The 23,102-nt window shown below is 71.8% G+C and carries 26 protein-coding genes; 11 read left to right on the forward strand and 15 right to left on the reverse strand.

Features of this window, described 5'->3' with window-relative positions:
- The first annotated feature begins 72 nt into the window (after positions 1-72).
- Together AC3IYI_RS33155 and AC3IYI_RS33160 are read left to right on the forward strand one after the other, a co-directional pair.
- Positions 73-2,151, forward strand: coding sequence for an MDR family MFS transporter (locus AC3IYI_RS33155; protein WP_489407135.1), 2,079 nt, complete (start codon positions 73-75; stop codon positions 2,149-2,151).
- A 106-nt stretch (positions 2,152-2,257) separates the two neighbouring features.
- Entirely contained in the window at positions 2,258-2,917 is a 660-nt protein-coding gene (locus AC3IYI_RS33160; RefSeq protein ID WP_489407136.1) for a GOLPH3/VPS74 family protein, read from the forward strand.
- On the opposite strand, the gene AC3IYI_RS33165 is transcribed toward AC3IYI_RS33160, so the two are convergent.
- Positions 2,914-3,399 (reverse strand): NUDIX domain-containing protein, encoded by a 486-nt coding sequence (locus AC3IYI_RS33165; RefSeq protein ID WP_489407137.1) that lies wholly within the window; start codon positions 3,397-3,399, stop codon positions 2,914-2,916. The two genes, AC3IYI_RS33160 and AC3IYI_RS33165, sit on opposite strands and share 4 nt — an antisense overlap.
- Before the next feature lie 344 nt (positions 3,400-3,743).
- Positions 3,744-4,319 carry a DinB family protein gene (locus tag AC3IYI_RS33170; RefSeq protein ID WP_489407138.1) on the reverse strand — a complete coding sequence of 192 codons (576 nt, stop codon included), beginning with the start codon at positions 4,317-4,319 and terminating at the stop codon, positions 3,744-3,746.
- A 198-nt stretch (positions 4,320-4,517) separates the two neighbouring features.
- On the opposite strand from AC3IYI_RS33170, the gene AC3IYI_RS33175 reads away from it, so the two are divergent.
- The gene (locus tag AC3IYI_RS33175; RefSeq protein WP_489407139.1) at positions 4,518-4,997 is read left to right on the forward strand and encodes a hypothetical protein; all 480 of its coding nucleotides are present in this window, start codon (positions 4,518-4,520) and stop codon (positions 4,995-4,997) included.
- Positions 4,998-5,136: 139 nt separating this feature from the next.
- Here the strand turns inward: AC3IYI_RS33175 and AC3IYI_RS33180 are convergent, their stop codons facing one another.
- Positions 5,137-5,289, reverse strand: coding sequence for a hypothetical protein (locus AC3IYI_RS33180; RefSeq protein WP_489407140.1), 153 nt, complete (start codon positions 5,287-5,289; stop codon positions 5,137-5,139).
- Between the two features lie 123 nt (positions 5,290-5,412).
- Positions 5,413-6,483, reverse strand: coding sequence for an ATP-dependent DNA ligase (locus AC3IYI_RS33185; protein WP_489407141.1), 1,071 nt, complete (start codon positions 6,481-6,483; stop codon positions 5,413-5,415).
- Positions 6,484-6,558: 75 nt separating this feature from the next.
- Here AC3IYI_RS33185 and ligD point away from each other — a divergent pair, with 75 nt between their 5' ends.
- The 3 genes from ligD to AC3IYI_RS33200 all read left to right on the forward strand — a co-directional run bounded on the left by ligD (position 6,559) and on the right by AC3IYI_RS33200 (position 10,072).
- Positions 6,559-7,578 (forward strand): non-homologous end-joining DNA ligase, encoded by a 1,020-nt coding sequence (gene ligD, locus AC3IYI_RS33190; protein WP_489407142.1) that lies wholly within the window; start codon positions 6,559-6,561, stop codon positions 7,576-7,578.
- 137 nt (positions 7,579-7,715) lie between these two features.
- Positions 7,716-8,606 (forward strand): alpha/beta hydrolase, encoded by an 891-nt coding sequence (locus AC3IYI_RS33195; protein ID WP_489407143.1) that lies wholly within the window; start codon positions 7,716-7,718, stop codon positions 8,604-8,606.
- Positions 8,603-10,072: a DHA2 family efflux MFS transporter permease subunit gene (locus AC3IYI_RS33200; RefSeq protein WP_489407144.1), complete on the forward strand. Its 1,470-nt coding sequence runs from the start codon at positions 8,603-8,605 to the stop codon at positions 10,070-10,072. Before AC3IYI_RS33195 ends, AC3IYI_RS33200 begins: the two co-directional genes overlap by 4 nt.
- On the opposite strand, the gene AC3IYI_RS33205 is transcribed toward AC3IYI_RS33200, so the two are convergent.
- Positions 10,035-10,763, reverse strand: a complete 729-nt coding sequence (locus tag AC3IYI_RS33205; protein WP_489407145.1) for a TetR/AcrR family transcriptional regulator — start codon at positions 10,761-10,763, stop codon at positions 10,035-10,037. The genes AC3IYI_RS33200 and AC3IYI_RS33205 overlap by 38 nt on opposite strands.
- Before the next feature lie 101 nt (positions 10,764-10,864).
- Here AC3IYI_RS33205 and AC3IYI_RS33210 point away from each other — a divergent pair, with 101 nt between their 5' ends.
- On the forward strand, positions 10,865-11,119 hold the full coding sequence (locus tag AC3IYI_RS33210) for a WhiB family transcriptional regulator (RefSeq protein WP_266903214.1): 255 nt from the start codon (positions 10,865-10,867) through the stop codon (positions 11,117-11,119).
- 50 nt (positions 11,120-11,169) lie between these two features.
- Here AC3IYI_RS33210 and AC3IYI_RS33215 read toward each other — a convergent pair whose 3' ends face one another.
- The 6 genes from AC3IYI_RS33215 to AC3IYI_RS33240 form a co-directional block, all read right to left on the reverse strand.
- Complete coding sequence (locus AC3IYI_RS33215) at positions 11,170-11,862, reverse strand: hypothetical protein (RefSeq protein WP_489407146.1); 693 nt, start codon at positions 11,860-11,862, stop codon at positions 11,170-11,172.
- Entirely contained in the window at positions 11,859-13,004 is a 1,146-nt protein-coding gene (locus tag AC3IYI_RS33220; RefSeq protein WP_489407147.1) for a hypothetical protein, read from the reverse strand. The genes AC3IYI_RS33215 and AC3IYI_RS33220 overlap by 4 nt, the downstream gene beginning before the upstream one ends.
- Positions 12,997-13,308, reverse strand: coding sequence for a DUF6317 family protein (locus AC3IYI_RS33225; protein ID WP_489407148.1), 312 nt, complete (start codon positions 13,306-13,308; stop codon positions 12,997-12,999). The genes AC3IYI_RS33220 and AC3IYI_RS33225 overlap by 8 nt, the downstream gene beginning before the upstream one ends.
- 96 nt (positions 13,309-13,404) lie before the next feature.
- Positions 13,405-14,376: an acyl-ACP desaturase gene (locus AC3IYI_RS33230; protein ID WP_489407149.1), complete on the reverse strand. Its 972-nt coding sequence runs from the start codon at positions 14,374-14,376 to the stop codon at positions 13,405-13,407.
- 166 nt (positions 14,377-14,542) lie between these two features.
- The gene (locus AC3IYI_RS33235; protein ID WP_489407150.1) at positions 14,543-14,782 is read right to left on the reverse strand and encodes a hypothetical protein; all 240 of its coding nucleotides are present in this window, start codon (positions 14,780-14,782) and stop codon (positions 14,543-14,545) included.
- A gap of 67 nt (positions 14,783-14,849) precedes the next feature.
- The gene (locus AC3IYI_RS33240; RefSeq protein ID WP_243338965.1) at positions 14,850-15,701 is read right to left on the reverse strand and encodes a helix-turn-helix domain-containing protein; all 852 of its coding nucleotides are present in this window, start codon (positions 15,699-15,701) and stop codon (positions 14,850-14,852) included.
- A 212-nt stretch (positions 15,702-15,913) separates the two neighbouring features.
- Between AC3IYI_RS33240 and AC3IYI_RS33245 the strand changes: the two genes are divergently transcribed.
- The gene (locus AC3IYI_RS33245) at positions 15,914-16,381 is read left to right on the forward strand and encodes an ATP-binding protein (RefSeq protein ID WP_489407151.1); all 468 of its coding nucleotides are present in this window, start codon (positions 15,914-15,916) and stop codon (positions 16,379-16,381) included.
- A 105-nt stretch (positions 16,382-16,486) separates the two neighbouring features.
- Here the strand turns inward: AC3IYI_RS33245 and AC3IYI_RS33250 are convergent, their stop codons facing one another.
- The 3 genes from AC3IYI_RS33250 to AC3IYI_RS33260 form a co-directional block, all read right to left on the reverse strand.
- Positions 16,487-18,133 carry an ABC-F family ATP-binding cassette domain-containing protein gene (locus tag AC3IYI_RS33250; RefSeq protein ID WP_489407152.1) on the reverse strand — a complete coding sequence of 549 codons (1,647 nt, stop codon included), beginning with the start codon at positions 18,131-18,133 and terminating at the stop codon, positions 16,487-16,489.
- 181 nt (positions 18,134-18,314) lie between these two features.
- Entirely contained in the window at positions 18,315-18,731 is a 417-nt protein-coding gene (gene ssgD, locus AC3IYI_RS33255; RefSeq protein ID WP_489407153.1) for a spore wall synthesis regulator SsgD, read from the reverse strand.
- Positions 18,732-19,009: 278 nt separating this feature from the next.
- Positions 19,010-19,309 (reverse strand): YciI family protein, encoded by a 300-nt coding sequence (locus AC3IYI_RS33260; RefSeq protein WP_489407154.1) that lies wholly within the window; start codon positions 19,307-19,309, stop codon positions 19,010-19,012.
- Positions 19,310-19,335: 26 nt separating this feature from the next.
- On the opposite strand from AC3IYI_RS33260, the gene AC3IYI_RS33265 reads away from it, so the two are divergent.
- Positions 19,336-20,016, forward strand: a complete 681-nt coding sequence (locus AC3IYI_RS33265; protein ID WP_489407155.1) for an endonuclease V — start codon at positions 19,336-19,338, stop codon at positions 20,014-20,016.
- 38 nt (positions 20,017-20,054) lie between these two features.
- On the opposite strand, the gene AC3IYI_RS33270 is transcribed toward AC3IYI_RS33265, so the two are convergent.
- The gene (locus AC3IYI_RS33270; protein ID WP_489407156.1) at positions 20,055-21,260 is read right to left on the reverse strand and encodes a saccharopine dehydrogenase family protein; all 1,206 of its coding nucleotides are present in this window, start codon (positions 21,258-21,260) and stop codon (positions 20,055-20,057) included.
- A gap of 176 nt (positions 21,261-21,436) precedes the next feature.
- On the opposite strand from AC3IYI_RS33270, the gene AC3IYI_RS33275 reads away from it, so the two are divergent.
- The gene (locus tag AC3IYI_RS33275; RefSeq protein WP_489407157.1) at positions 21,437-21,829 is read left to right on the forward strand and encodes an MmcQ/YjbR family DNA-binding protein; all 393 of its coding nucleotides are present in this window, start codon (positions 21,437-21,439) and stop codon (positions 21,827-21,829) included.
- Between the two features lie 104 nt (positions 21,830-21,933).
- The gene (locus tag AC3IYI_RS33280) at positions 21,934-23,100 is read left to right on the forward strand and encodes a CaiB/BaiF CoA transferase family protein (protein WP_489407158.1); all 1,167 of its coding nucleotides are present in this window, start codon (positions 21,934-21,936) and stop codon (positions 23,098-23,100) included.
- Positions 23,101-23,102: the final 2 nt, after the last annotated feature.

Below are 23,102 nucleotides of genomic sequence, written 5' to 3' on the forward strand. Positions count from 1 at the left end.
GGCGGTCGCGCCCCGGCCCGGATGGGCTAACGCCGCATGCGGCCGGGCGGGGGCGCTGTGAGAGTGCGAGGTGTGACCACAGCCGAAGGTGCAGCTCCCGCCATATCCGCCGCGGCACCCCTGGTCCTCGACCGGCGCTCGCGCAACATCGTGTTCGGCACGATCATGCTCGGCGTGCTGCTGGCGGCCCTGGACCAGACGATCGTGGGCACGGCGCTGCCCACGATCGTGGCGGACCTCGGCGGCGGGGACCACATGTCCTGGGTCGTGACCTCGTACCTGCTCACCGAGACGGTCGCGACCGTGCTCGTCGGCAAGTTCGGCGACCTCTTCGGCCGGAAACTGGTCTTCCAGGTCTCCGCCATCGTCTTCATCACCGGTTCGTTCCTGTGCGGCCTCGCGAGCAACATGACCCTGCTCATCGTGTGGCGGGGCCTCCAGGGCATCGGCGCCGGCGGGCTGATGGTCACCGCGATGGCCCTCATCGCCGATGTGGTCCCGCTGCGCGAACGCGGGAAGTACCAGGGCGCGATCGGCGCCGTCTTCGGCGTCGCGACGGTGATCGGCCCGCTGCTCGGCGGACTCTTCACCGACCACCTGACCTGGCGCTGGGCGTTCTACGTCAATGTGCCGATCGCCATCCTGGTCGTGGTGGCGGCGGCGAAGACGATCCCCTCCGTGCGCGCGGTCGGCAAGCCCGTCATCGACTACCTGGGCATCGCGATGGTCGCGATCGGCGCGAGCGCGCTGATCCTGGCCACGAGCCTGGGCGGGAACGAGTACGCCTGGAGCTCGCCGCTCATCGTCGGGCTCTTCGTGGGCGGCGTCGTCGCGCTGGCGCTGTTCTGCCTGGTGGAGATGCGTGCCGCGCAGCCGATGCTGCCGATGCGGCTGTTCCGCAACCCCGTCTTCTCGGTCTGCTCCGTCCTCAGCTTCGTCGTCGGCTTCGCCATGCTCGGCGCGATGATCTTCCTGCCGACGTACCTGCAGTACGTGGACGGGGACTCGGCCACCGTCTCCGGAGTACGAACGCTGCCGCTGGTCATCGGCCTGCTGATCGCGTCGGTCTTCAGCGGCAACGTCACGAGCAAGACCGGGCAGTACCGGATCTTCCCGATCGTCGGCTGCGCCGTGATGGGCGTCGGGCTCTACCTGCTGTCGCGGATGGGGCCGCAGTCCAACGCCTGGCTGGAATCCCTCTACATGTTCGTCCTCGGCGCCGGCATCGGCCTGTGCATGCAAGTGCTGACCATCGCCGTACAGAACACCGTGGACTACGCCGACCTCGGCACCGCGACCTCGGGCGTCACCTTCTTCCGTACCCTCGGCAGCGCCTTCGGGACCGCCGTCTTCGGCACGATCTACGCCAACACCCTGAAGCCCGCGCTGGCGAAGGGGGTGGAGGAGGCGGCGCGCGCCACCGGGCAGGACCCGCAGCAGCTGGGCGTCGCGGCGCAGAGCCCGCAGGGCGTGCACGGGCTCGATCCGGCAGCGGCCGGGCCGATCATCGACGCGTACGCGGAGACCCTGCACACGGTGTTCCTGTGGACCGTGCCGGTGGCGGTGGTCGGGTTCGTCGTCGCGCTGTTCCTCAAGCAGGTCAAGCTGCGCGACAGTGCGCGGGCCGGCTCCACGGACATGGGCGACGGCTTCGGCTCGCCCGCCACGGCCTCCGGGGACTCGGCGAAGCTGCTGGAACTGGCGGTCGGCAAGCTGGTGCGGAGCATGGGGCCGGAGACGGCCCGCGGGATCGTGAACTCCTCGGACACCCGGCTGGACATGGCCGGTGCGTGGGCGGTGATGCAGGTGGACCTGATGACCCGCACGGTCGGCTACGCGAGCCTGGGGCTCATCGCCTCGCGCCGGCACCTGCCCCCGGAGGTGCTGCTGCCGGTCTTCGAACGGATGGTGGACGAGGGCTACATGACGCGGCAGAACGGCTTCTACACGCAGACCCCGGCGGGGGAGCGGGAGGCGGGCGTCATCTCGGCCGCGTGGGCCCAGTGGCTCGGCGACCAGCTGGAGAAGGACCGGGGCCGTCCGCGCAGCGCGGAGCTGCGGGCCGCGGCGGACGCGATCGCGAAACGGCTGCTGGCGGAGGACCTGGGCGACGGGAACTTCGCGCCGCGGGCGATGGCGGGGCGGCCGTAGGGCGGGCGGGCGGGCGCGCCCGGGAACTTCCGGTCGGGCGTGGACGTCTGTCCGGGAGAAGGGTTCGACGGGTTCCACGATTTCTATGGGTGCGGGGGTGCCGGGCATGCGGATCACACTGGCGGAGGAGATCACTCTGCTGTCGCTGGACGACGAATCCGGGTCGGTGAAGCAGCGGCAGTCGGTCGGCTGGGCCGTGGCGGGCGCCCTCCTGCTCGAACTGGTCCTCGCGGAGCGGGTACGGGTCTCGGGCAAGTACCTGGAACTGGTGGACACCTCGCCCACCGGGGAGGAACTGCTCGACGGCCGGGCCGAGTCGATACGGGCCTGGATGGGCGGCCGCAGCAGGCGCCGGGTCACCGAGTGGCTGACGAAGGACCAGGCCAAGGCCATCGGCGCGGCCGTGGAGCGGCTGAGCGGGCGCGGCGTGGTCGTGGAGGAGCGGCGCAAGGCGCTCGGGGTGTTCCCGGTGCGGCGCTACCCGGAGGCCGACGGCACGGTCGAGCGCGAACTGCGCGAACGGCTCGCCTCCGCGGTCCAGGACGGCGCGGAGCCGGACGAGCGCACCGCGAGCCTCGTCGCGGTGATCCACGCGGCGGGCCTGCAGGCCCTGGCCTTCCCGGGAGCCCCGCGCAAGGAGATAGTGGCGCGCACGGCGGAGTTGGCCGACGGGCAGTGGGCGGCCGAGAGCATCCGCACCGCGATCCGCGACATGCGGCTGGCGATGGTCGCCGTCACCGCGGCAACGGCGGCGACGGTCGCCTAGAGCCTGTGCGTGGGGTAGTCGTACGAGGACACGTGCGGGAGGGCCCGGGTGAGTTCGGGCCGCCAGGCGCGCAGGGCCGCCGCGGACGGGGCGTAGAGGGCCGCCGGGATCTCGGCCGGGACGAACCAGGACCAGCGGGCGATCTTGTGCGGCTCGGTGACCGTGGCGGTGCCCTCGGCTGCCGAGGTGACGGCCGCGGCCGTCAGCTGGGTCAGGCCCGAGTCGGCGTCGAGCAGGATGGAAACGATCCGGATGTCCTCGGGGGCGGCCCGCAGCGCGGTCTCCTCGGCCAGTTCGCGGGCGGCGGCCTGCTCGAAGCCCTCCCCGGGGTCGACCTTGCCGCCGGGCAGTTCCCAACGCCCGTCGTGCGCCTGGCCGAGCAGCACGCGGCCGTCGTGGCCGACCACGACCACACCGACTCCGACGACGGCGTGGGGGCGGGGGACGGCGCGTCCGGTGCTTTCGCCGGGTCCTGTACTCATGAGCGTCCTTTGGTGGATCGGGGTGCGGCCCGGCTGCGACCTTACGTCCAGGACGGCCGCACGCGTTTCGGCCGGGGCCTCCCACGCGGGCTTCTCGCGGTCCGGCCCCGGACTGCGGATCAGCCGGCCGGCCCCGGCCCCGGCCCCGGCGCCGGCACCTCGGCGAGGACGTAGCCGACGCCCTCCTCCAACTATGCGTACGTATAGCTCCACGGCTCCCGGTCCGGCCGCATGCGGCGGAACCGCGCGGCGTGCCGGAACCGGAGTCGGCAGATGCCGCCAGGCATAGCCACTGGTCAGCGCGTACACCACTGCCGTGAACACGGCCCGCTCGTCACAGACCTCTAAGCCTTGATTGGTGCGGCCGACCTGGCGGCCTGCTCGATCTTCGCGCAGTAGGCTGCACGGGCTTCCTCGTCGATCTGCTTCTCGAGTTCGGCGCGCAACCCGGTCCGGCCGTCGAGGCCCTCGCGCAGGACATCGGCGTGCCCGGTATGCCGGATGGACTCGCCGAGGACATGGACCATGATGGCGAACAGGTTCGTGTCCTCCGCCCACCACGGCACGTGGCCGGGGGCGTCGAGGGGAAGCTCGTTGATCGTCGCGTCCGAGTGTTCCCACGTGCGCCGGTAGAACCCGATGATCTGATCGCGGGTCTCGTCCTCGGTCGCCCACAGATCGCTGCCGTTGGAGTCCTGCCACCGGGGCAGCGCTTCCGGGGAAGGGCGGTCGAAGACCTCTCCGAAGTACCTGGCCTCGACGGTGGCCACGTGTTTGACGAGGCCGAGGAGGTTGGTCCCGGTCGCTGTCAAAGGCCGGCGGGCGTCGTATTCGGACAAGCCGTCGAGTTTCCAGAGCAGCGCCTTGCGGTCCCGCCGCAGCCTCCCGTGCAGGCTGGCTTTCGCGAATTCATCGATCATGCGGCATGAGCCTGCCATGGGCTGCTCGTGGTCTCAAGATCCCGTACACGGTCCGCAACGACGGGCAGAGCCGAGGCCCGGCCATGGCCGCCGCCCCAACCTGATACAAGAAGCTCGCGAAACTGCCACGCGAGACAACCTCTAAGCTTGTTCTTTATCTTCTGGCACTCCTGAAGTGGTGCGGGCAGAGTGGGCGGCATGACAGTCAGTTCCGGCCCTGTTCCTGCGGACGTAGACGACCGCCAGGCGATAGAGCACATCTCCGGTCGTCCCTTGAACCAGGCATGGCCGACGGGTGCGCTGGCGCCGGGCAGTCGGGTCACGGTCGTTCGCGACCAGGACTGGGACGGTCCTTGGTCGGTCGAGTTTGCGGGAACGATCGATGCCATGGGTGCACCCGAACCCAACGAACATGCCCAGTCGCTCAGCGGCGAGCTGCTGTACTGGGTGACCTTCGACGCACCGCAGTACGACTGCGACGGGGCCGGCCCCTACCGCAAGGCCCAGATCTGGGGTCGGTACCTACGGCCGAGCAAGAGCCTGAAGCGTAGATCCGCGCCTCATGTCCCGCTCGAATCGTCCGTCGAACTGGGTCGCTCACCTGGGCATTCGGTGAGTCTGCTGCCTGATGCTGTCCACGCGCCGGAGATGCCCAGGAACAGCGGCAGCCCGTTCTGATCGCAGATCAGGTGGATCTTCGATCCCGGCTTCCAAGTCCCTCCCCTCCTGGGAGGGGAGGCCACCGCGTCATCAAGGGCGAGCAGAGGTGTGAACGGCCGACCCGTTCACCGAGGAACAGGCCGGCCGGCCAACCGCGTCAGCGGCGCCGCCGCACCTGCCACATGTTCTTGTGGGCCTCCATGATGGCCGCACGGTCGCCCGGCGGCGTGTCGCGGATGACCTTGCGGAAGGTGTAGACCTTCGCGGCCAACGCGAGCGCGAACGCTAGGCCGTGCCCCCGTAGTTGCACACGGAGTACTCGTTGAGATCGGGTAAGTGGCGAGATTGAAGATCCAGCACTGAACGGTCCAGCTGGGACGACTACTTCATCGGCATAGCCGACGCGGTGTCAGCCGGCCGTGTCCAGCCGTGTCTAGACGTCCTTGGTGCTCAGCACCTCGGCGAGGTCGTAGCCGACGACCTCCTCCAGCTGGGCGTACGTACAGCTCCGCGGTTCCCGGTCCGGCCGCATGCGGCGGAACTGCGCGGTGTGCCGGAACCGGTCGCCCTCCATGTGGTCGTACGCCACCTCGCAGACCCACTCGGGGCGCAACGGTACCCAGGACAGGTCCTTCTTTCCGGTCCAGCGGCTCTGCGCCCCGGGCAGCCGGGCGCTCTCGTGGGCGGACTCCTCGGCCCAGGCGGCCCACGGGTGCCCCTCGGGGTCGGGCATCCGGAGTGGTTCCAGTTCGTCGATCAGCTCGGCGCGGCGCTTCATCGGGAAGGCGGCGCAGACGCCCACGTGTTGGAGCGTGCCGTGGGAGTCGTACAGCCCCAGGAGCAGCGATCCGACAATCGGACCGCTCTTGTGGAAACGGAAACCCGCGATGACGACGTCGGCCGTACGCTCGTGCTTGATCTTGAACATGAGGCGGGCATCGGGCCGGTAGGGGAGATCGAGGGGTTTGGCGACGACCCCGTCGAGCCCGGCGCCTTCGAATCGTTCGAACCACTCCCGTGCGAGTGCGGGGTCGGTGGTCGCGGGCGCGAGGTGGACGGGGGGCCGAGCGGTGGAGAGCATGCGGGTCAGGGCGGCGCGGCGGTCCGCGAGCGGTGTGTCGAGGAGGGCCTCGTCGCCCAGCGCGAGCAGATCGAAGGCCACGAACGAGGCCGGGGTCGTCTCGGCGAGCAGTTTCACGCGGGAGGCGGCGGGATGGATCCGCTCGCTGAGCCGGTCGAAATCGAGCCGCCTGCCCTGGATGAGGACGATCTCACCGTCGACCACGCAGCGGTCGGGCAGATTGGCCTTCAGCGCCTCCACCAGCTCGGGGAAGTATCTGGTCAGGCTCTTGCCAGTGCGACTGCCGAGCTCGATCTCGTCCCCGTCGCGGTGGACGATCGCGCGGAAGCCGTCCCACTTGGCCTCGTACTGCATGCCCGGTGGGATCGTGGACACGGATTTGGCGAGCATCGGCTTCACGGGTGGCATGACCGGCAGATCCATGTCTCCGATTCTGGGGTGGTACGCCCGGGCGCGCTCGGTGTGCGGGGCCGCGCGGGTCCGCCTACCGTGGCGCACATGGGTGCAGCGGGCAAAGCGATCGAGCTGGAGGCGGGCGGCCGGGTCGTCCGGCTGTCCAGCCCGGACAAGGTGTACTTCCCGGAGCGCGGCCTCACCAAGGGGGACGTGGCCGCCTACTACCTCGCGGTGGCGGACGGGATCACCCGCGCCCTGCGCAACCGGCCCACGACCCTGGAGCGGTTCCCGGACGGGGTGGAGGGCGAGTCCTTCTTTCAGAAGCGGGCCCCGAAGAACCTGCCCGACTGGATCCCCACCGCCCACATCGCCTTCCCGAGCGGCCGCACCGCCGACGAGATCTGCCCGACCGAGCCGGCCGCCGTCCTGTGGGCCGCCAACCTGGGCTGCCTCACCTTCCACCCCTGGCCGGTCCGTCGGGACGACACCGACCGTCCCGACGAGCTGCGCATCGACCTGGACCCGCAGCCGGGCACCGACTACCACCACGCGGTCGCGGTCGCCCACGAACTGCGCGGACTGCTGGAGGAGTTGGGCCTGCGCGGCTGGCCCAAGACCTCGGGCGGCCGGGGCCTGCACGTGTTCGTGCCGATCGCGCCGCGCTGGACCTTCACGGAGGTCCGCCGGTGCGCCATCGCGATCGGCCGGGACCTGGAGCGCCGGATGCCGGGGAAGGTCACCACCGCCTGGTGGAAGGAGGAGCGCGGCGAGCGGATCTTCGTCGACTACAACCAGACGGCGCGTGATCGCACCATCGCCTCGGCCTACTCCATCCGTCCGCGCCCGCACGCCCCGGTCTCCGCTCCGCTGCGCTGGGACGAGCTGGACCAAGCGGAGCCGCGTGACTTCGACATCGTGACGATGCCGGCCCGCTTCGCGGAACTGGGCGATCTGCACGCGGACATGGACGAGCACGCCTTCGCCCTGGACGCGGCGCTGGAACTGGCGGACCGTCACGAACACGACCACGGCCTCGGCGACATGCCGTACCCGCCGGACTATCCGAAGATGCCGGGCGAGCCCAAGCGGGTGCAGCCGAGCCGCGCGAAGCACGAGGACTGACGCGCCGGCCTCTCCGCCGACGACGCCCTCTCTCCCAATAAAAACACGAACGATCGTGCTAATATCTCCTCAACATCCTGACCCGCCAGCGCAGTCTGGCCACTCTGAGGAGATCCGGAGAACCGGGCATGCACCCCATGGCTTCACTCCTCAGCACGACCCTCAACATCACCGCCCGGATCGCCCCGGGCCCGGTCGGGCGGGTGGCGTTCGCGCTGTTCGTGCGGCCGCTCGGCCGGCCGAAGGTGAAACCCGGCGAAGCGGAGGTCATGGCCCGGGCCGTGACGGGCCGGCTCGTCGTGGACGGGATACCCGTGACCACGTACCGCTGGGGCGACGGCGACCGGCCGGTTCTCATCGTGCACGGCTGGACCTCGCGGGCCTCGCGCTTCGCCGGGTTCGTCGAGGCACTGCTGGCCGAGGGCCGGACCGTGGTCTCCTTCGACGCGCCCGGTCACGGCGCGTCCGGCGGCCGGGCCACCACCATCCTGCGGCAGCGCGAGATCATCCGCCGACTGCACGCACAGTACGGGGAGTTCTCGGACGTCCTGGCCCACTCCTTCGGGGTGGTGGCCACCTTCTTCGCGCTGCGGGACGGGATCCGGGCCGACCGGATCGTCGGCATCGGCGCCATCGCCGACTTCGACTTCCTCGCCGCGCGGTTCCGCGCGATGCTGGGCCTGAACCAGGCCGTCGAGGACGCCCTGCGGCGCCACATCCAGCGGCGGCTCTTCCCGGCCGAGCCCGACATCTGGCCCCGCTTCGACGCGCGGCGCCACCCCGAGGAGATCCCCTCGCAGATCCTGCTCGTGCACGACGTGGACGATGACACCGCGGCGCCCGGCCAGTCCCGCGCCCTCGCGGCGGCCTACGGGGAGCGGGCCCGTCTGATCGAGACGAGCGGACTGGGCCACCGCCGCATCCTCCTCGACCCACACGTCATCGCGACCACCGTCGAGTTCCTGAGCACGACCCCGTCGCAGACCCGTGCGGCGAGCCCGGCCGAGACCATGGGAGCCACCCGATGACCTCCACCCATCCCGAGCCGGTCACCGTGCCAGAGCCGGTCACCGTGCCCGAGCCAGCCGCCGCGCCCGATTCCGGGTGGCAACGGGCCGAGGGCGGACCCGGGGCTGGGCGGGTGCTTGCACTGGCCAGTGCCGTCACCTTCCTCGCCTTCCTCGACGCCACCGTCGTGAACGTCGCCTTCCCCGACCTGCGCCGGGCCTTCCCCGAGGTGTCGCTGGCCCGCCTGACCTGGGTCGTCAGCGCCTACGCCGTACTGTTCGCCGCCCTGCTCGCCGCGGCCGGCCGGCTCGCGGACACTCTGGGCCGCCGCGCCCTGTTCCTCGGCTCGGCCCTCGCCTTCACCCTGACCTCGCTCGCCGCCAGCGCGGCCCCCACCGCCGAGCTGCTCATCCTGGCCCGCGCCCTCCAGGGAGCGGCCGCCGCCGGGATGATCCCCGCCGCGCTGGGACTCGTACTCGCCCACACGCCGCCCGCCCGCCGCGCCGCCGCCCTCGGCGCCTGGTCGGCGGCGGGCGGACTGGCCGCCGCCGTCGGCCCGAGCATCGGCGGAGTGCTCGTCGAGTGGTGGGACTGGCGTGCGATCTTCCTCATCAACGTCCCGCTCGGCCTGGCCGTCTGCTGGGCCGCCGCCCGCGTCATCCCCCGCGAGCCCCGCACCGGACGCCGGCTCCCCGACCCCGTCGGTACGACGGCCCTCGCCCTCGGCATCGCAGGAGTGGTGGCCGGGCTCTCCCAGGGCGCGGAGTGGGGCTGGACCGACCCGAAGGTGCTCGCCCTGGTCATCGGCGGCGCCCTGGCGGGCACCCTCGCCCTGCGCCGCTCGCGCAGCCATCCCGCCCCGGCCGTCGACCGGGACCTGTGGCGCGACCCGCTGTTCGCCCGCGCCAACATCGGAGCCCTGCTCTTCGGCGCCGCCATGTACGCGTGGCTGCTGACCGGGCCGTCCTACCTCATCGAGCGCTGGAACTACTCCGTCCTGCAAGCGGGCTTCGGCGTCACACCGGGCGCCGTCCTCGCCATGGCCGGTGCACTCTTCGTCGGCCGCCGGGTCCCCGCCCGCCTCCAAGGGGCCGCCGTCACCGTCGGATCGCTGCTCTTCGCCGCCAACGCCCTGCTGCTGTGGGGCTGGGCCGGGGAGTCCACCTCGTACGCCCAGATCTTCCTGCCCGCAGGCCTCCTCGGCGGCCTCGGCATCGGGGTCGTGGTGACCGCGCTGTCCACGACGGCCTCGGCCGGCCTCCCGCCGCAGCGCTTCGCGGCCGGTACCGGCCTGCTGATGACGGCCCGCCAACTCGGCGGTGCGCTCGGCGTCGCCGGCACGGCGGCCCTGCTCACCGGGTCCGGTACGGGGGACCACTGGCGCGGAGTCTTCCTGCTGACCGCGGTCGCCGCGCTGGGCGCGGCCGTCGTGGGCGGCTCGATGTGGCTCAGCGGTCCGGCGAAGCCGACGCGGCCGGGAGGCTGACGGCCGGGGCGTCGTCGGCGGAGAAGCCGGCGACCGGGAACGCGCATACGGGCGGCCGCTCCGGGAGTTCCTCCGGGGCGGCCGTCGCCGCGCGCAGCCGGGAGAGGATGCCCCGTGCGGCCCGGTCGTAGGCCGTGGTGTCCTCGTGCAGCACGGAGTGCGCGTTGGCCAGCTCCATCATCGCCATGATCTCGAAGGCGAGCTGCTCCACGTCCTCGGCGCCGGCCGGCTCGCGGAACCCGCCCGTCAGCCGGGCCTCGTCGAGCAGCCGCTCGATGTAGCGCGTCCAGTCGCCGCGGATCTTGGCGATCTCGTCGTGGACGGGCCCCGGACGCGAATCGAACTCGGCGGAGGCGGAGTAGAAGAAGCAGCCGCCGGGGAAGACGCGGCGGCCGGAGTAGTCGAGCCAGCTCTCGCACAGCCGCCACACCTTGGCGAGCCCGGCGGGCTCGTCCCGTACGGGCCGCACGACCTGCTCGACGAAGACGGACCGGGCGGCCTGCACGGTGGCGAGCTGCAGCTCCTCCTTGGAACCGAAGAGGGCGAACACGCCGCTCTTGCTCAGCCCCAGATCCGTGGCGATCTTTCCCAGGGACAGCCCTTCCAGGCCGTCCACCGAGGCGATGCTCATCGTCCGTTCCAGGACCGTCCGCCGCGTCTGGTTCCCGCGCTCCACGCGTCCGTCTGCCATGCCGCCATGGTACCGAAGTCATCGCACGCACGATCGTTCACTCTGTGGCTGTTGATCAGGCGTTGATCGGACGTCCATCGCCCCCGGACAGGCTCTGCGGCATGTCGATGAACACCACCGATACCGATACCGTCACCGCCGTCCCGGCCTGGTACGAGCTCGCCCTCTGCGCGCAGACGGGCCCGGGCTTCTTCTTCCCGGAGCCCGGCTCCTCACTGCGCGACGCGAAGCGGCTGTGCGGGGCCTGCGAGGGCCGCAAGCCCTGCCTGGACTACGCCATGGCCAACGACGAACGCTTCGGCGTCTGGGGCGGCCTGTCCGAAGCCGAACGCCAGGCGCTGCGCCGACGCCCCTGACCCTGACCGCCCGTCGGCCTTCCCGCGCGGCCCCCGGCCGGGCGGCGGCGTCACCCCAGCAGCTCCAGGATCCGCGAGGTCCCGGCGCCGCCACCCGGCGGCCCGGGCGGCCGGGGCCCGGGATCGGCGAAGGCGATGGTGTGCGCGACCGCCTCCAGGATGGCGGTGTAGGCATCGGCGTGCTCGGTGGCCGCGCTGGTGAGGTCGAGCAGCAGCAGGTGGCGTCCGTCGGGATGCGTCGTGACGGCCCTGGCCTGGAACAGCCCCGGTTCGGTGCCGGAGACGGGGAGGAGCCCGGAGACCAGGGCGCACGAGAGGCCCGAGGCCAGGTCGAGGAACCGGCGCGCCCCGCCGCTCCCGAAGGCGGACCGGGCCAGGGCCAGGGCCACCCGTGCCACGCCGGCCCCGGCGCCGGCGTCTTCGGTGCGCCGGACGGCGAGGGAGAACAGCGAGGTGGACACCGTCTCCGGACCCTCGGGGTGGAGGCCGACCGAGGTGTGGACCAGGTGCAGTCCGGGCTGACCGGCGAGTTCGTCGAGGCAGTCCATCAGCCGGCCGAGCTGCGACCCCGCGCCGGTTCCGGTTCCGGCAGACGCACCCGCACCGTCCCTGTCGCCGTCGCTGGAGCCCAGGCTCCCCAGGGCTTCGGCGACCTCCTCCAGGGCGTCCCGGTCCTCGGGGCCGATGTCGTGGAACCCGGGCGGCAGCCGGAACCAGACCGGTGGGACGCAGTGGTTCGTCACGGCTGCACCAGCGTCCAGAGCCGGGCCGACCTCGCGACCGTGGACGGACCGTCCTCCACGGCGACACGGGCGCCGTCCACCGCCGTGGACCCGCGGTCGACGGTCTCGTCGTCGCCGGTGTAGTCGGCGGCGGCCGTGGCCGCTCCGGTGCCGGCCACGGCCACCCCCACCCGCTCCCTGACCTCGGGAGTCGACGACCGCAGGGCCCACGAGGCGAGCGGGCTCTCCACCTTCCGCAGTTCGTCCGCCGTGTTCCACGTCGTGCGGGCGAACGCCCCCGCGCCCGGTGAGACGCCCGCCAGGGCGCCGGCCTCCGGGACCGCCATGGCCGCGCGGGCGGCGACCGTACCGGCCCTCGCGCCCGAGGCGACGGCGGCCACGCCCGGGACGGCGCCGAGGCCGTCGCCGAGCAGCGTCACGCTGTTCTTCCAGAACGCGGCGTCGAACTTGCCCCGGGTGAAACCCTCGGCCAGCGGCTTGCGGAAGCCGGGATCCGCGAGGTGCGCGGTCAGGGCGGCCAGCGAGAGCCCGCCGGCGACCAGCATGACCGCCATCCCGGCCGGCGGGAAGAAGAGGGCGACGGCCGCACCGGCGGCTCCCAAAATGGCCGCCGCGTTCGAGAGGGCGTCCGCCGGATTGTCGACGATCTTGTTCCAGACCGACTCCAGCACCCCGGGCTCCTTCGGCGCCAGCCGCTCGGCCGTCGCGGTCAGCGTGTCCGCCACCCGGCGGGCCGCCGCAGAGTGCTCCGAGGCCAGCTCACCGGCCATCCGGCGGGCGTCGGTGAGGGCCGCGTCGGTGGTGGCCGCGGCGGCCTGGGAGGCGTAGCGGGAGGCCAGGGCGCGGTGGGCGGCCAGGGTGTCGTGCCAGTCGGCCAGCCGGCGCGCGGCCTCCGCCAGCGAGGTGTGGGCCGCGTGCAGATGGCGGGGGAGCTCCCGCGACAGCGAGGCGCGGAAGGCGGTGGCGGCCTCGCCCTGCCAGGCCGAGCTGTGGGAGACCAGGGCGTCGACGACGCGGGAGGTCTCGGCGAGGCTGTCCGCCGAGGAGCGGAGCTTCTTCGCCAGGGCCAGGACCGCGGGCGGGCTCCCCGGGGCCGGGTCGAAGCCGAGCGCGGAGTAATCGGCGGCCGGGGAGTCAGCCACGGGCGGTCGCCGCCTGCCGGAAGGCCGCGCGGATGGCCTCGTCGAGCTCCGCGTACCCGGCGGCGCTACGGCGCACGCCTTCGCGTACGGCCTTGATCCGCCCGGCGAGCTCCTTGGTGCCGTGGCCCCATCTCTCCTGGAAGCCGTCGCACGCCGCGTCGAGGTCCGCCGTGCCCAACTGGTCGGCCCGTACGTGGTCCAGCTCCCGCCGGGCCTCGCGCAGGGCGGTCAGCGAGGTGTCCAGGGCGTTGGTGAGGCGGGCCAGCTGGTCGATCTCGACCTGGAGCGGCGTCATGGCGGTCATGACGCGAAACCCTGGCAGAGCGGGGCTCTGCCAGGGCAATCGTCGTCACCCGCCCGAGCGAGCGGAAACAGGTCAGGTCGTGGCGCAGGGGCCGGATCAGGCCTTGCGGGCCGCGATGCGCGCCGCGCGCGCGGCCAGCCGCTCGTCGAACTTGCGGGCCTCGGAGTCCAGGCCGTTCATGAAGAGACCGAGCTCCTCCTGGGCCTTCTGCCCGTCCGGGCCGAGACCGTCGATGTCCATGATCTTCAGGAAGCGGATCACGGGGCTCAGTACGTCGTCGTGGTGGATCCGCAGGTTGTAGACCCCGCCGATCGCCATCTGCGCGGCCATCCGCTCGAAGCCGGGCATGCCGTGTCCCGGCATCCGGAAGTCGACCACGACGTCCCGTACGGCCTGCATCGTCAGGTCCGGGGCGAGCTCGAAGGCCGCGCCCAGCAGGTTGCGGTAGAAGATCATGTGCAGGTTCTCGTCCTGCGCGATGCGGGCCAGCATGCGGTCGCAGACCGGGTCACCGGACTGGTGGCCGGTGTTGCGGTGCGAGATGCGGGTCGCGAGCTCCTGGAAGGCCACGTACGCCACGGAGTGCAGCATCGAGTGGCGGTTGTCGGACTCGAACCCCTCCGACATGTGCTGCATCCGGAATGCTTCGAGCTTGTCCGGGTCCACGGCGCGCGAGGCCAGCAGGTAGTCGCGCATCACGATGCCGTGGCGGCCCTCCTCGGCGGTCCAGCGGTGCACCCACGTGCCCCAGGCGCCGTTGCGGCCGAAAAGGGAGGCGATCTCGTGGTGGTAGCTGGGGAGGTTGTCCTCGGTCAGCAGGTTCACGACGAGCGCGATCTTGCCGATCTCGGTGACCTTCGACTGCGCCGGGTCCCAGGCTTCGCCGTCCTCGAAGAAACCGGGGAAGTTCCGGCCGTCGCTCCACGGGACGTACTCGTGGGGCATCCAGTCCTTGGTGACCGTCAGATGGCGGTTGAGTTCCTTCTCGACCACCTCTTCCAGCGCGAACAGCAGCTTGGCGTCCGTCCACGCCTCCGAGCTGCCGAGGTGGGGAGAGGTGATCGTCACGGGTACTCCTGAGTGCAAAGCGAATTACCTACGGTTCCGTAGCCTACGGAGTCGTAGGTTAAGCGCGACATCAAGACCAGCCAAGCCCCAGGGATACCTCTGTCCGGTTACATCCCGTTATTTACGCAGTTTGAAGGGGGCGTGGCGTGGCTTGAAGGGGCCAAAGTCACGCGAGTAGGTGGTCCGCGGCTCCCGCCTTGACGGCCGAGATCAGCGCACGGAGCGCGTCGATCGAGTCGGTGACGTAGGCGGCGGACTCGGTGGTTCCGATGTACGCCTTCCCCTCGGCGTCCCGCCCGAAGCGGAAACAGTTCGCTCCCTCGCTGCAGAATGCCTCGTCCCAGGCGATGCCGGCCGTTGCCGACGGGGTCGCCGGTGTGGCCGCGGTCGTGGTCGTCGTGCCCATGTCGTTCTCTCGTCTCCTCGTCGGATCCGGCTCGGTGGTCAGTCAGCCGGTCGGCCGTTCGGCCCGGTCAGAGGGTCTGTGCGATGGCGCGGATGAAATCGCGGGAGTCGCGGGCCGGCAGCGCCAGGGAGCGCAGCCGCTCCAGCAGACCCCGGTAGCGGAGCAGCTTCATCTGCGAATCCAGCAACATCGAGCCGTGCGAACTGTCCAGCTGTACGGTGTCCAGCTCGCTGATCGTGGCGGCCGCGTACGTGAAGGACTGGCCGGCGCCGGGGAACCCGCCGGCGGTGAACGGAATCACGCGCACGGTCGTACGCGCGCGCTCCGACTGCTCCAGGATGTGTTCGAGTTGCGCCCGTGCCACCTTCGGACCGCCGAACTGCATGCGCAGGGCCGCCTCGTGCACGACCGCCTCGTACAACGGCGGTGCCTCGCGCGCGAACACCTGCTGGCGGTGCATCCGCAGGGCGAGCCGCGCCTGCAGGTCCGGTTCGGGCAGGGGCGGGTCGGCGGTGTCGAAGACGGCCCGCGCGTGCGCTTCGGTCTGCAGCAGCCCCGGTATGTGCGTGGTCACGGCGGTGTGCAACGCGACGGAGTGGTGCTCCAGTTCGCAGATGTCCAGGAGGGCGGGCGGCAGCATTCCCCGGTGCTGCTCCCACCACCCCTTGTCGCGCTCCTGGGCCATCGAGGCGAGCAGGTCGACCAGCCCCGTGTCGGGGCAGTCGTAGTTGAAGGCGAGGGTGCGGACACGCTCGGCGCCGATCGCGATCCGGCCGGATTCGATGTTGGGGATCCGGGTGCGGTCCACCCCCATGAGCGCCGCCGCCTGCTGAACCGACATGCCCGACTGCTCGCGGAGTTTGCGCAGCTCGGAGCCCAGGCGCTGCTGGCGCGCGGTCGGCGTACTCCTCGGTGGCACGGGTCCCCTCTCCTCCGGTCGGGGGCATGCGGGAGTGCCTCGCGAGTCCGGAAATACCATGAGAAAGCATCAAGTGGTCGTACAAGTAGTAGCACTGTGCACCGCGTTGCGCTACGGTCGGTAGCGCAAGTCTCACACGGGGCGACCACCAGCTCTTGTATGACCACACGGCCATCCACGCATTCAGCACCTCAGAACCTTGGAGCAGCACGATGACGGGCACTCTCCGTGGCCTGCGGTCGGTCCACGAGTTCCGCCAGGCCCCGCCGGCGGCGGAGAAACTGAGCTACTCCATAGGCCTGCCGGGCGGCGCCCACTGTGCGGGCAGCGCCCGTGGCGCCCTGCGGTCCCTGCTCGACCGGCACGGACTGGCCGACCTGTGCGACACCGCGGCCCTCGCCGCCTCCGAACTCGTGGCCTGCGCCCACCGGTTCACGCCCGACAAGGAGATGGTGCTCAAAGTCCGCTGGCAGTTCGACGCGCTGCGGATCGTCGTCTTCGACCAGCACCCGGCGCACTCCTCGCCCGAGGCGAGCGAGGAGTGCCGGCGCCGGCGCAGCCGCGGGATGTGGCTGCTCGCGGCGGTGGTGGAATCCTGCGGCGGGGACTGGGGGCTCACCCCGGTGCTCACCCCGATGGGGGGCACCAAGTCCTGGGCGTTACTGCCCATGCCGCGTTAGCGCACGCCCTCCGTTCGGACCACCCTTTCGGACCACCCGTTCAGACCGCCCGTTCGGACCGCCCGGGCCCGACGCCCGTGCGCGTCCCCCGTCACTCGTAGCCCGTCACTCGTCACCCGTCCACAGCGACCGGTGGACCTCCTCGGCCGTCGTCGGCCGCAGCCCGTCGTCGAGCAGCAGCCACCGCGTGACGCCGATCGATTCCAGGAACGGCACGTCATGGCTCGCCACCACGAGCGCCCCTTCGTAGGAATCCAGGGCATCGGTCAACTGCCGTACGGATCCCAGGTCCAGGTTGTTCGTCGGCTCGTCCAGCATGAGCAGCTGCGGGGCCGGCTCCGCGAGCAGCAGCGCCGCCAGCGTCGCCCGGAACCGCTCGCCGCCCGACAGCGTGCCGGCCGGCCGGTCCGCCCGCGCACCCCGGAACAGGAAGTGTGCGAGCCGCGCCCGGATCAGGTTGTTCGTCGCGTGCGGGGCGAACCGCGCCACGTTCTCCACGACCGAGCGCTCGTCGTCCAGTACGTCGAGCCGCTGCGGCAGGAACCGGGCCGGGACATGGGTCACCGACTCCCCCGACAAAGGGGCCAGTTCCCCCGCGATCGTGCGCAGCAGGGTGGTCTTGCCCGAGCCGTTGGCCCCCACCAGTGCGATCCGCTCCGGACCGCGAAGCTCCCACTCGCCCGGGATCGCGGCGCCGTGCGCCGGGTGCAACCCGCTCAGGGTGAACACGCGGCGGCCCGGCGGGACCTGGGTGGCGGGCAGTTTGATCCGGATCTCGGCGTCTTCGCGTACCGCCAGCTCCGCCTGGTCGAGGCGTTCCTCGGCCTCCGCCAGCTTCTCGGTGTGCATGATGCGGTGCTTGCCCGCCGACTCCTGCGCCGCACGCTTGCGGGCACCCATGACGATCTTCGGCTCGCGCTTGGTGTCGAACATCTTCTGGCCGTACCGCTTGCGCCGGGCCAGTTTGGCGTGCGCCTGTGCCAGCTCGCGCTTCTGGCGCTGTACGTCGCCCTCCGCGACCCGGACCATCCGCTCGGCCGCCTCCTGCTCGGCCGCAAGCATCTCCTCGTAGTCCGTGAAGTTGCCGCCGTACCAGCGGATTTCGCCTTCGCGCAGGTCGGCGATCTGGTCGACCCGGTCCAGCAGTTCCCGGTCGTGGCTGACCAGGAGCATCACCCCGGACCAGGATTCGACGGCCGCGTACAGCCGGCGCCGGGCCCGCAGGTCGAGGTTGTTGGTGGGCTCGTCCAGCAGCAGGACGTCCGGACGGCTCAGCAGCAGAGCCGCCAGCCGGAGCAACACGCACTCCCCGCCCGACAGTTCGCCGATGGTGCGGTCCAGGCCGATACGGCCGAGCCCGAGCTGGTCGAGCGTGGCGAGGGCCCGCTCCTCCACGTCCCAGTCGTCGCCGACCGCCGTGAAGTTCGCCTCGGTCGCCTCGCCCGCCTCGATGGCGTGCAGGGCGGCCCGTGCGGTGTGGACGCCGAGGGCCTCGTCGACCCGTAGGGCGGTGTCGAAGGTGACGGTCTGCGGGAGCTGGCCGACCGTGCCGGATACGGCCAACTGGCCGTCGCGCGGGGTCAGTTCTCCTGAGATGAGCTTCAGCAGGGTGGACTTCCCGCAGCCGTTGCGCCCGATCAGGCCGGTACGGCCGGGGCCGACGGTCAACTGGAACCCCTCGAAGACGGGTGTCCCGTCGGGCCAGTCGAAGGACAGGTCGGAGCAGGTGATGAAAGTGGGAGCAGGACTCATGGAGGCCTCCAGGTTGCGTGAGTGGTGAGTGCAACGCGGGGGAGACACGGGGAACCGCGGGTGAGGGCGGTGGTCGGTGTCTCGGACCTCAGAGGAACAACGTCCTGCTCCGTTTCGACGGCGATGGGGCGTCTACGAAGCTACGGGGCGGCCGGAGCCGCCGGCAAACGAATTAAGCGGGTCAGCGGGAGCCGCGCATCAGCTCGGCGAGGCTCTGGTCCATGTCGAGGTACAGGTGTTCCAGGCCGGGCGGCACGATCGTGGAGGCCCGCTCCAGGAAGCGCTGCAGCTCCGCCGTCACCATCAGCACGATCGCGACCCCCTCGGGGGCGTGGAACTCCACGGTGGTCCGCTCGGCGTCGTACGGGCGCACGCGCACGTCCCCGCAGCCGGAGGGGCGGCGCAGCCCGGACTCCAGCAGCTCGCGGGAGAACGTCCACGAGACCTCGATGCCCTCCAGCGTCGCGGGAGCGGGGAAGGCCATCCGGACGGCGAAGGGATCCGACCGGTCGTAGCAGAACGTGACCGGTACGGTGTCGACCTTCGGCGCGGTGGCGACCAGTCGGGCCTGCACGGCCTGCTCGATGACAGTGATCAAGGCTCGCTCCCTTGCGGCGGATCTCGTGCCGGACCGCGGGGTGGGGGCCCGGCAACGGGATAGACGCGCGAATCGGCGAATCCGTGCACGCGACCTGGAGTGAGCTGTGTCACCGAATGGCCTGAACACGCCTGTGTGATCGCACAGGGTGACGGGCGGCGCGGGCATCCGGGACCTGTCCGCAGGTCCCGGAGCGCTCGCAGTACGGCCGGTTCCCGCTCACTCCACAGGCCCAAAGCGCGCTTCGGACCACCCGCCGGCGACCCGTCCGCGCCCCGCTACACCGCCGGGCTCTCCCGTACCGTCGCCAGGTCCGCGGACGTCTTCGTCGCGATGAACTCGGTGATGCGGTAGGCGCAGACGCCCGCCATCGTGAAGGGGTCCTCGGCCGCGATCTTCTCGATCTCCGCGCGGGAGATCCCGCCGGCCAGGATCACGCCCCCGTCGCGCGGGACCTTGCGGCCCGAGGCGAGGAAGATGCCGGCGGCGTAGTAGCCGTCCAGCCAGGCGATGTGCGCGTCCATCTCCTCTTCGACGGCTTCGACGGGCGCGGTGTAGGTGAGCTCCATGACGAACATGATCGCCAGGCTACTCTCGCACCACTATGACGAGTGCGAAGAGCCCCGCCGACGAGGCCGAGGCCAAGGCGATACAGGACGAACTGCGCGACCGGGTCGTCCTGGCCGAAACCGGACCCCCGCCCGGCGAAGGGCTGATCGCAGGTGTGGACGTGGCCTACGACGACGAACGCGACCTCGTGGCGGCCGCGGCCGTCGTCCTCGACGCCGCCACCCTGCGGGTCGTCGAGGAGGCCACCTCCGTCGGCCGCGTCAGCTTCCCCTACGTACCCGGCCTGCTCGCCTTCCGTGAACTGCCCACCGTGCTCGCCGCGCTGGAGGCACTGACGGTCACGCCCGGCCTGGTCGTCTGCGACGGCTACGGGCTGGCCCACCCGCGCCGCTTCGGGCTCGCCTGCCACCTCGGGGTGGTCACCGGGCTGCCCGCCATCGGGGTCGCGAAGAACCCGTTCACCTTCACCTACGAGGAACCGGGCGCCCGGCGCGGGGACCTCTCCCCGCTCCGCGCACCCGACGGCGAGATCGTCGGGCGGGCGCTGCGCACGCAGGACGGGATCAAGCCCGTGTACGTATCGGTGGGCCACCGGGTCTCCCTGGACAACGCCTGCGCGCACGCCCTGGCCCTGAGCCCCCGCTTCCGAATCCCGGAGACCACCCGCCGCGCCGACTCCCTGTGCCGGCGGGCCCTGCGCGAAGCCACCGCGTAGGGCCGCCTCGGCGGTCCGCGGCTGCCTGCGCCGACGCCTCAGTCGCAGGCCGCCACCCGGAAGCGGATGCCCGCCTTCCGGAGCCGGTCCAGCAGGGCGTCGCCCATCGCCACGGCGGTGGTCAGCTGGCCGGAGAGCTCGGGCAGGGCGTCGTAGGCGAGGCAGAGCGCGGACTCCGCGAACATCTTCGCGGTCTCCCCGTACCCCGGGTCGCCGCCCGAGACCTCGGTGAAGACCCGGCGGCCGCCGCCCTCGCCCACGAACCGCACGCTGAACCAGCTGCGCGCCCGCCGCTCCGCGTCCGGGCCCTGGCCCGGCTCCCAGCGGTCCGCGAGCCACTGGCGCACCGGCGGGATCTGCGCGAGGGCGGCCACCGTGCCGACCGCCGCCGTACCGCCCACCGCGACGGGCAGGTGCCGTACGGAGGCGTAGTGCCGGTAGCGGAAGTCCGGGCCGTACCGCGCCAGCGCCGCGGCCGAACGGGCCACGACCTGGACGTCCAGGACGGGCAGCGGCAGGGCCCAGGTGCCGGTCTCCCGGCTGAAGCGCGGTGCGCCCAGGGGGACCCGTACCCGCCGGCCCAGCAGCCGGGGCTCGTGCATCCGGCGCGCGCGGGCGGCGGCCAGGTTCTGCGGGCCGCGGCCCAGCGCGGTGAGCACCGTGGTGAAGGTGCCGCCCGAGAAGAGGGCGTTGGAGCGCAGGAACGCGTCCACGGTCAGCGGGACCCCGGCCGGCAGCTGTCCGACCGTGAAGTACGCCCCGAGGTCGGCCGGGATGGAGTCGAAGCCGCAGGCGTGCACGATCCGGGCGCCGCTCTCGCGGGCCCGCGCGTCGTGCTCGACGTACATCCGGTCCACGAACTCCGGCTCGCCGGTCAGGTCCAGGTAGTCGGTGCCCGCTGCGGCGCAGGCCGCCACCAGCGGGGCCCCGTACCAGACGTACGGCCCCACGGTCGTGGCCAGCACCCGGGTGGAGGCGGCCAGTTCGCGCGTCGCCGCGGCGTCCTGGGCGTCCGCGCGCAGCAGCGGCAGGTCCGCGCAGCGCGCGTCGAGGGCCGTCAGCCGCTCGCGCAGCCGCTCCAGCTTCGCGAGGTCGCGTCCGGCGAGGGCCCAGCGGCAGTCCGCGGGGGCGTGCGCCGCGAGGTACTCGGCGGTCAGCGCCCCCACGAACCCGGTCGCGCCGAAGAGCACGAGGTCGTACTCCCGTTCCGCGGTGCGCGGTTCGCGGCGGACAGTTGCGTTCATCGGGAGCCTCCCAGACGGTGTCGGTGGTGGCTGAGGCTAGCGGGTGTCAGCCGCTCGGTGGACGGCACCCCGGTAACGGCCCTCGTCCCGGCACCGGCGCGGGCCGGGCAGGATCCGTAGGGGACGGCCTAGCGTGGGGAGGGACGGTCCGCGCGCGCGGGTGCGGCCCGCGATGAGTGGAGGTTCGCGTGAAGGCTGGGGTGCGCACGTGGGAGGCGGTCCGGGAGTTCGCCCTGGGGCTGCCGCAGGCGCGGGAGGAGTTCCCCTGGGGTCCTGAGGACTGTGTCGTGAAGGTCAACAAGAAGATCTTCGTCTTCCTCGGGAACACCGACGGCCCGTCGCCCGGGATCTCTGTGAAGCTCAAGGACGAGGCGCTGCACGGTCACGCCATGACCGCGCCCGGCGCGGAGCCGACCGGATACGGGCTGGGGAAGGCCGGCTGGGTCTCCGTGCCGCTGGGGGAGAAGGGGGCGCCCTCCGCCGAGGTGCTGTGCGAATGGGTGGAGGAGAGCTACCGGACCGTCGCGCTGAAGCGGGACCTCAAGGAGCTCGACGAGCGAACCGGCTAAGCGCTTGCTCTTGTGCTGAGTGGAACAGGTTCCTAGCATCACTGGTGTTACATCAGTTGTGTCACACAGTGGCGGAAGTGGTGCCACCGGATGCTGGGGGCTCGATGGCAGTGACAGGGAACGTGACGGGGAGCGCGCCCGGGAGCGGCGCGGGCCCGCTCGCGGGCGTGCGCGTCGTCGAGCTGGCGGGCATCGGGCCGGGCCCGTTCGCCGCCATGGTCCTCGCCGACCTGGGCGCCGACGTGGTGCGGGTGGACCGGCCCGGCGGCGGCGGGCTGGCCGTGAACCCGGCCTACGACATCACCAACCGGAACAAGCGCTCCGTCCTGGTCGACCTGAAGTCCGCCGACGGCCCGGCCCGCGTGCTGGACCTGGTCGAGCGTGCCGACGTGCTCATCGAGGGCCTCCGTCCCGGAGTCGCCGAACGGCTCGGCGTGGGCCCCGCCGACTGCCACGCCCGCAACCCCCGGCTCGTCTACGGCCGGATGACCGGCTGGGGCCAGGACGGCCCGCTCGCCCACACCGCCGGGCACGACATCGCGTACATCGCCGTCACCGGCGCCCTCGGCATGATCGGCAACCCGGGCGAACCCCCGGCCGTCCCCGCCAACCTGGTCGGTGACTACGCGGGCGGCTCGCTCTACCTCGTCATCGGCGTCCTCGCCGCCCTCCAGCACGCCCGCACCCCCGGTGGTACGGGCCAGGTCGTCGACGCGGCCATCGTCGACGGCACCGCCCACCTCACCGCCATGATCCACGGGATGATGGCGGCCGGCGGCTGGCAGGACCGGCGCGGCGCCAACCTGCTCGACGGCGGCTGCCCCTTCTACGGCAGCTACGAGACCTCCGACGGCGGGTACATGGCGGTCGGCGCGCTGGAGCAGCAGTTCTACGACACCTTCGTGGAGCTCCTCGGCATCAAGGACCAGGCCCCCGCCCGCAAGGACCTGGCCCGCTGGGGCGAGCTCCGCGAGGCCGTCGCCGCGCGCTTCAAGACCCGTACCCGTGAGGAGTGGACGGCCGTCTTCGAGGGAACCGACGCCTGCGTGGCGCCCGTGCTCTCGCTGCGCGAGGCCCCGCACCACCCGCACCTGGCGGCCCGCGGCACCTTCGTCGAGGCCGCCGGGATCACCCAGCCGGCCCCCGCGCCCCGCTTCTCCGCGACCCCGGCCGCCGCCGTGAGCGGCCCCGCGCTGCCGGGCGCGCACACCGAGTCCGTGGCGGCCGACTGGGGCGTACCGGCGCTGCTCGGCAAGGAGTCCGAAGCCTGATG

The sequence above is a fragment of the Streptomyces sp. GL_148 genome (assembly GCF_057834205.1).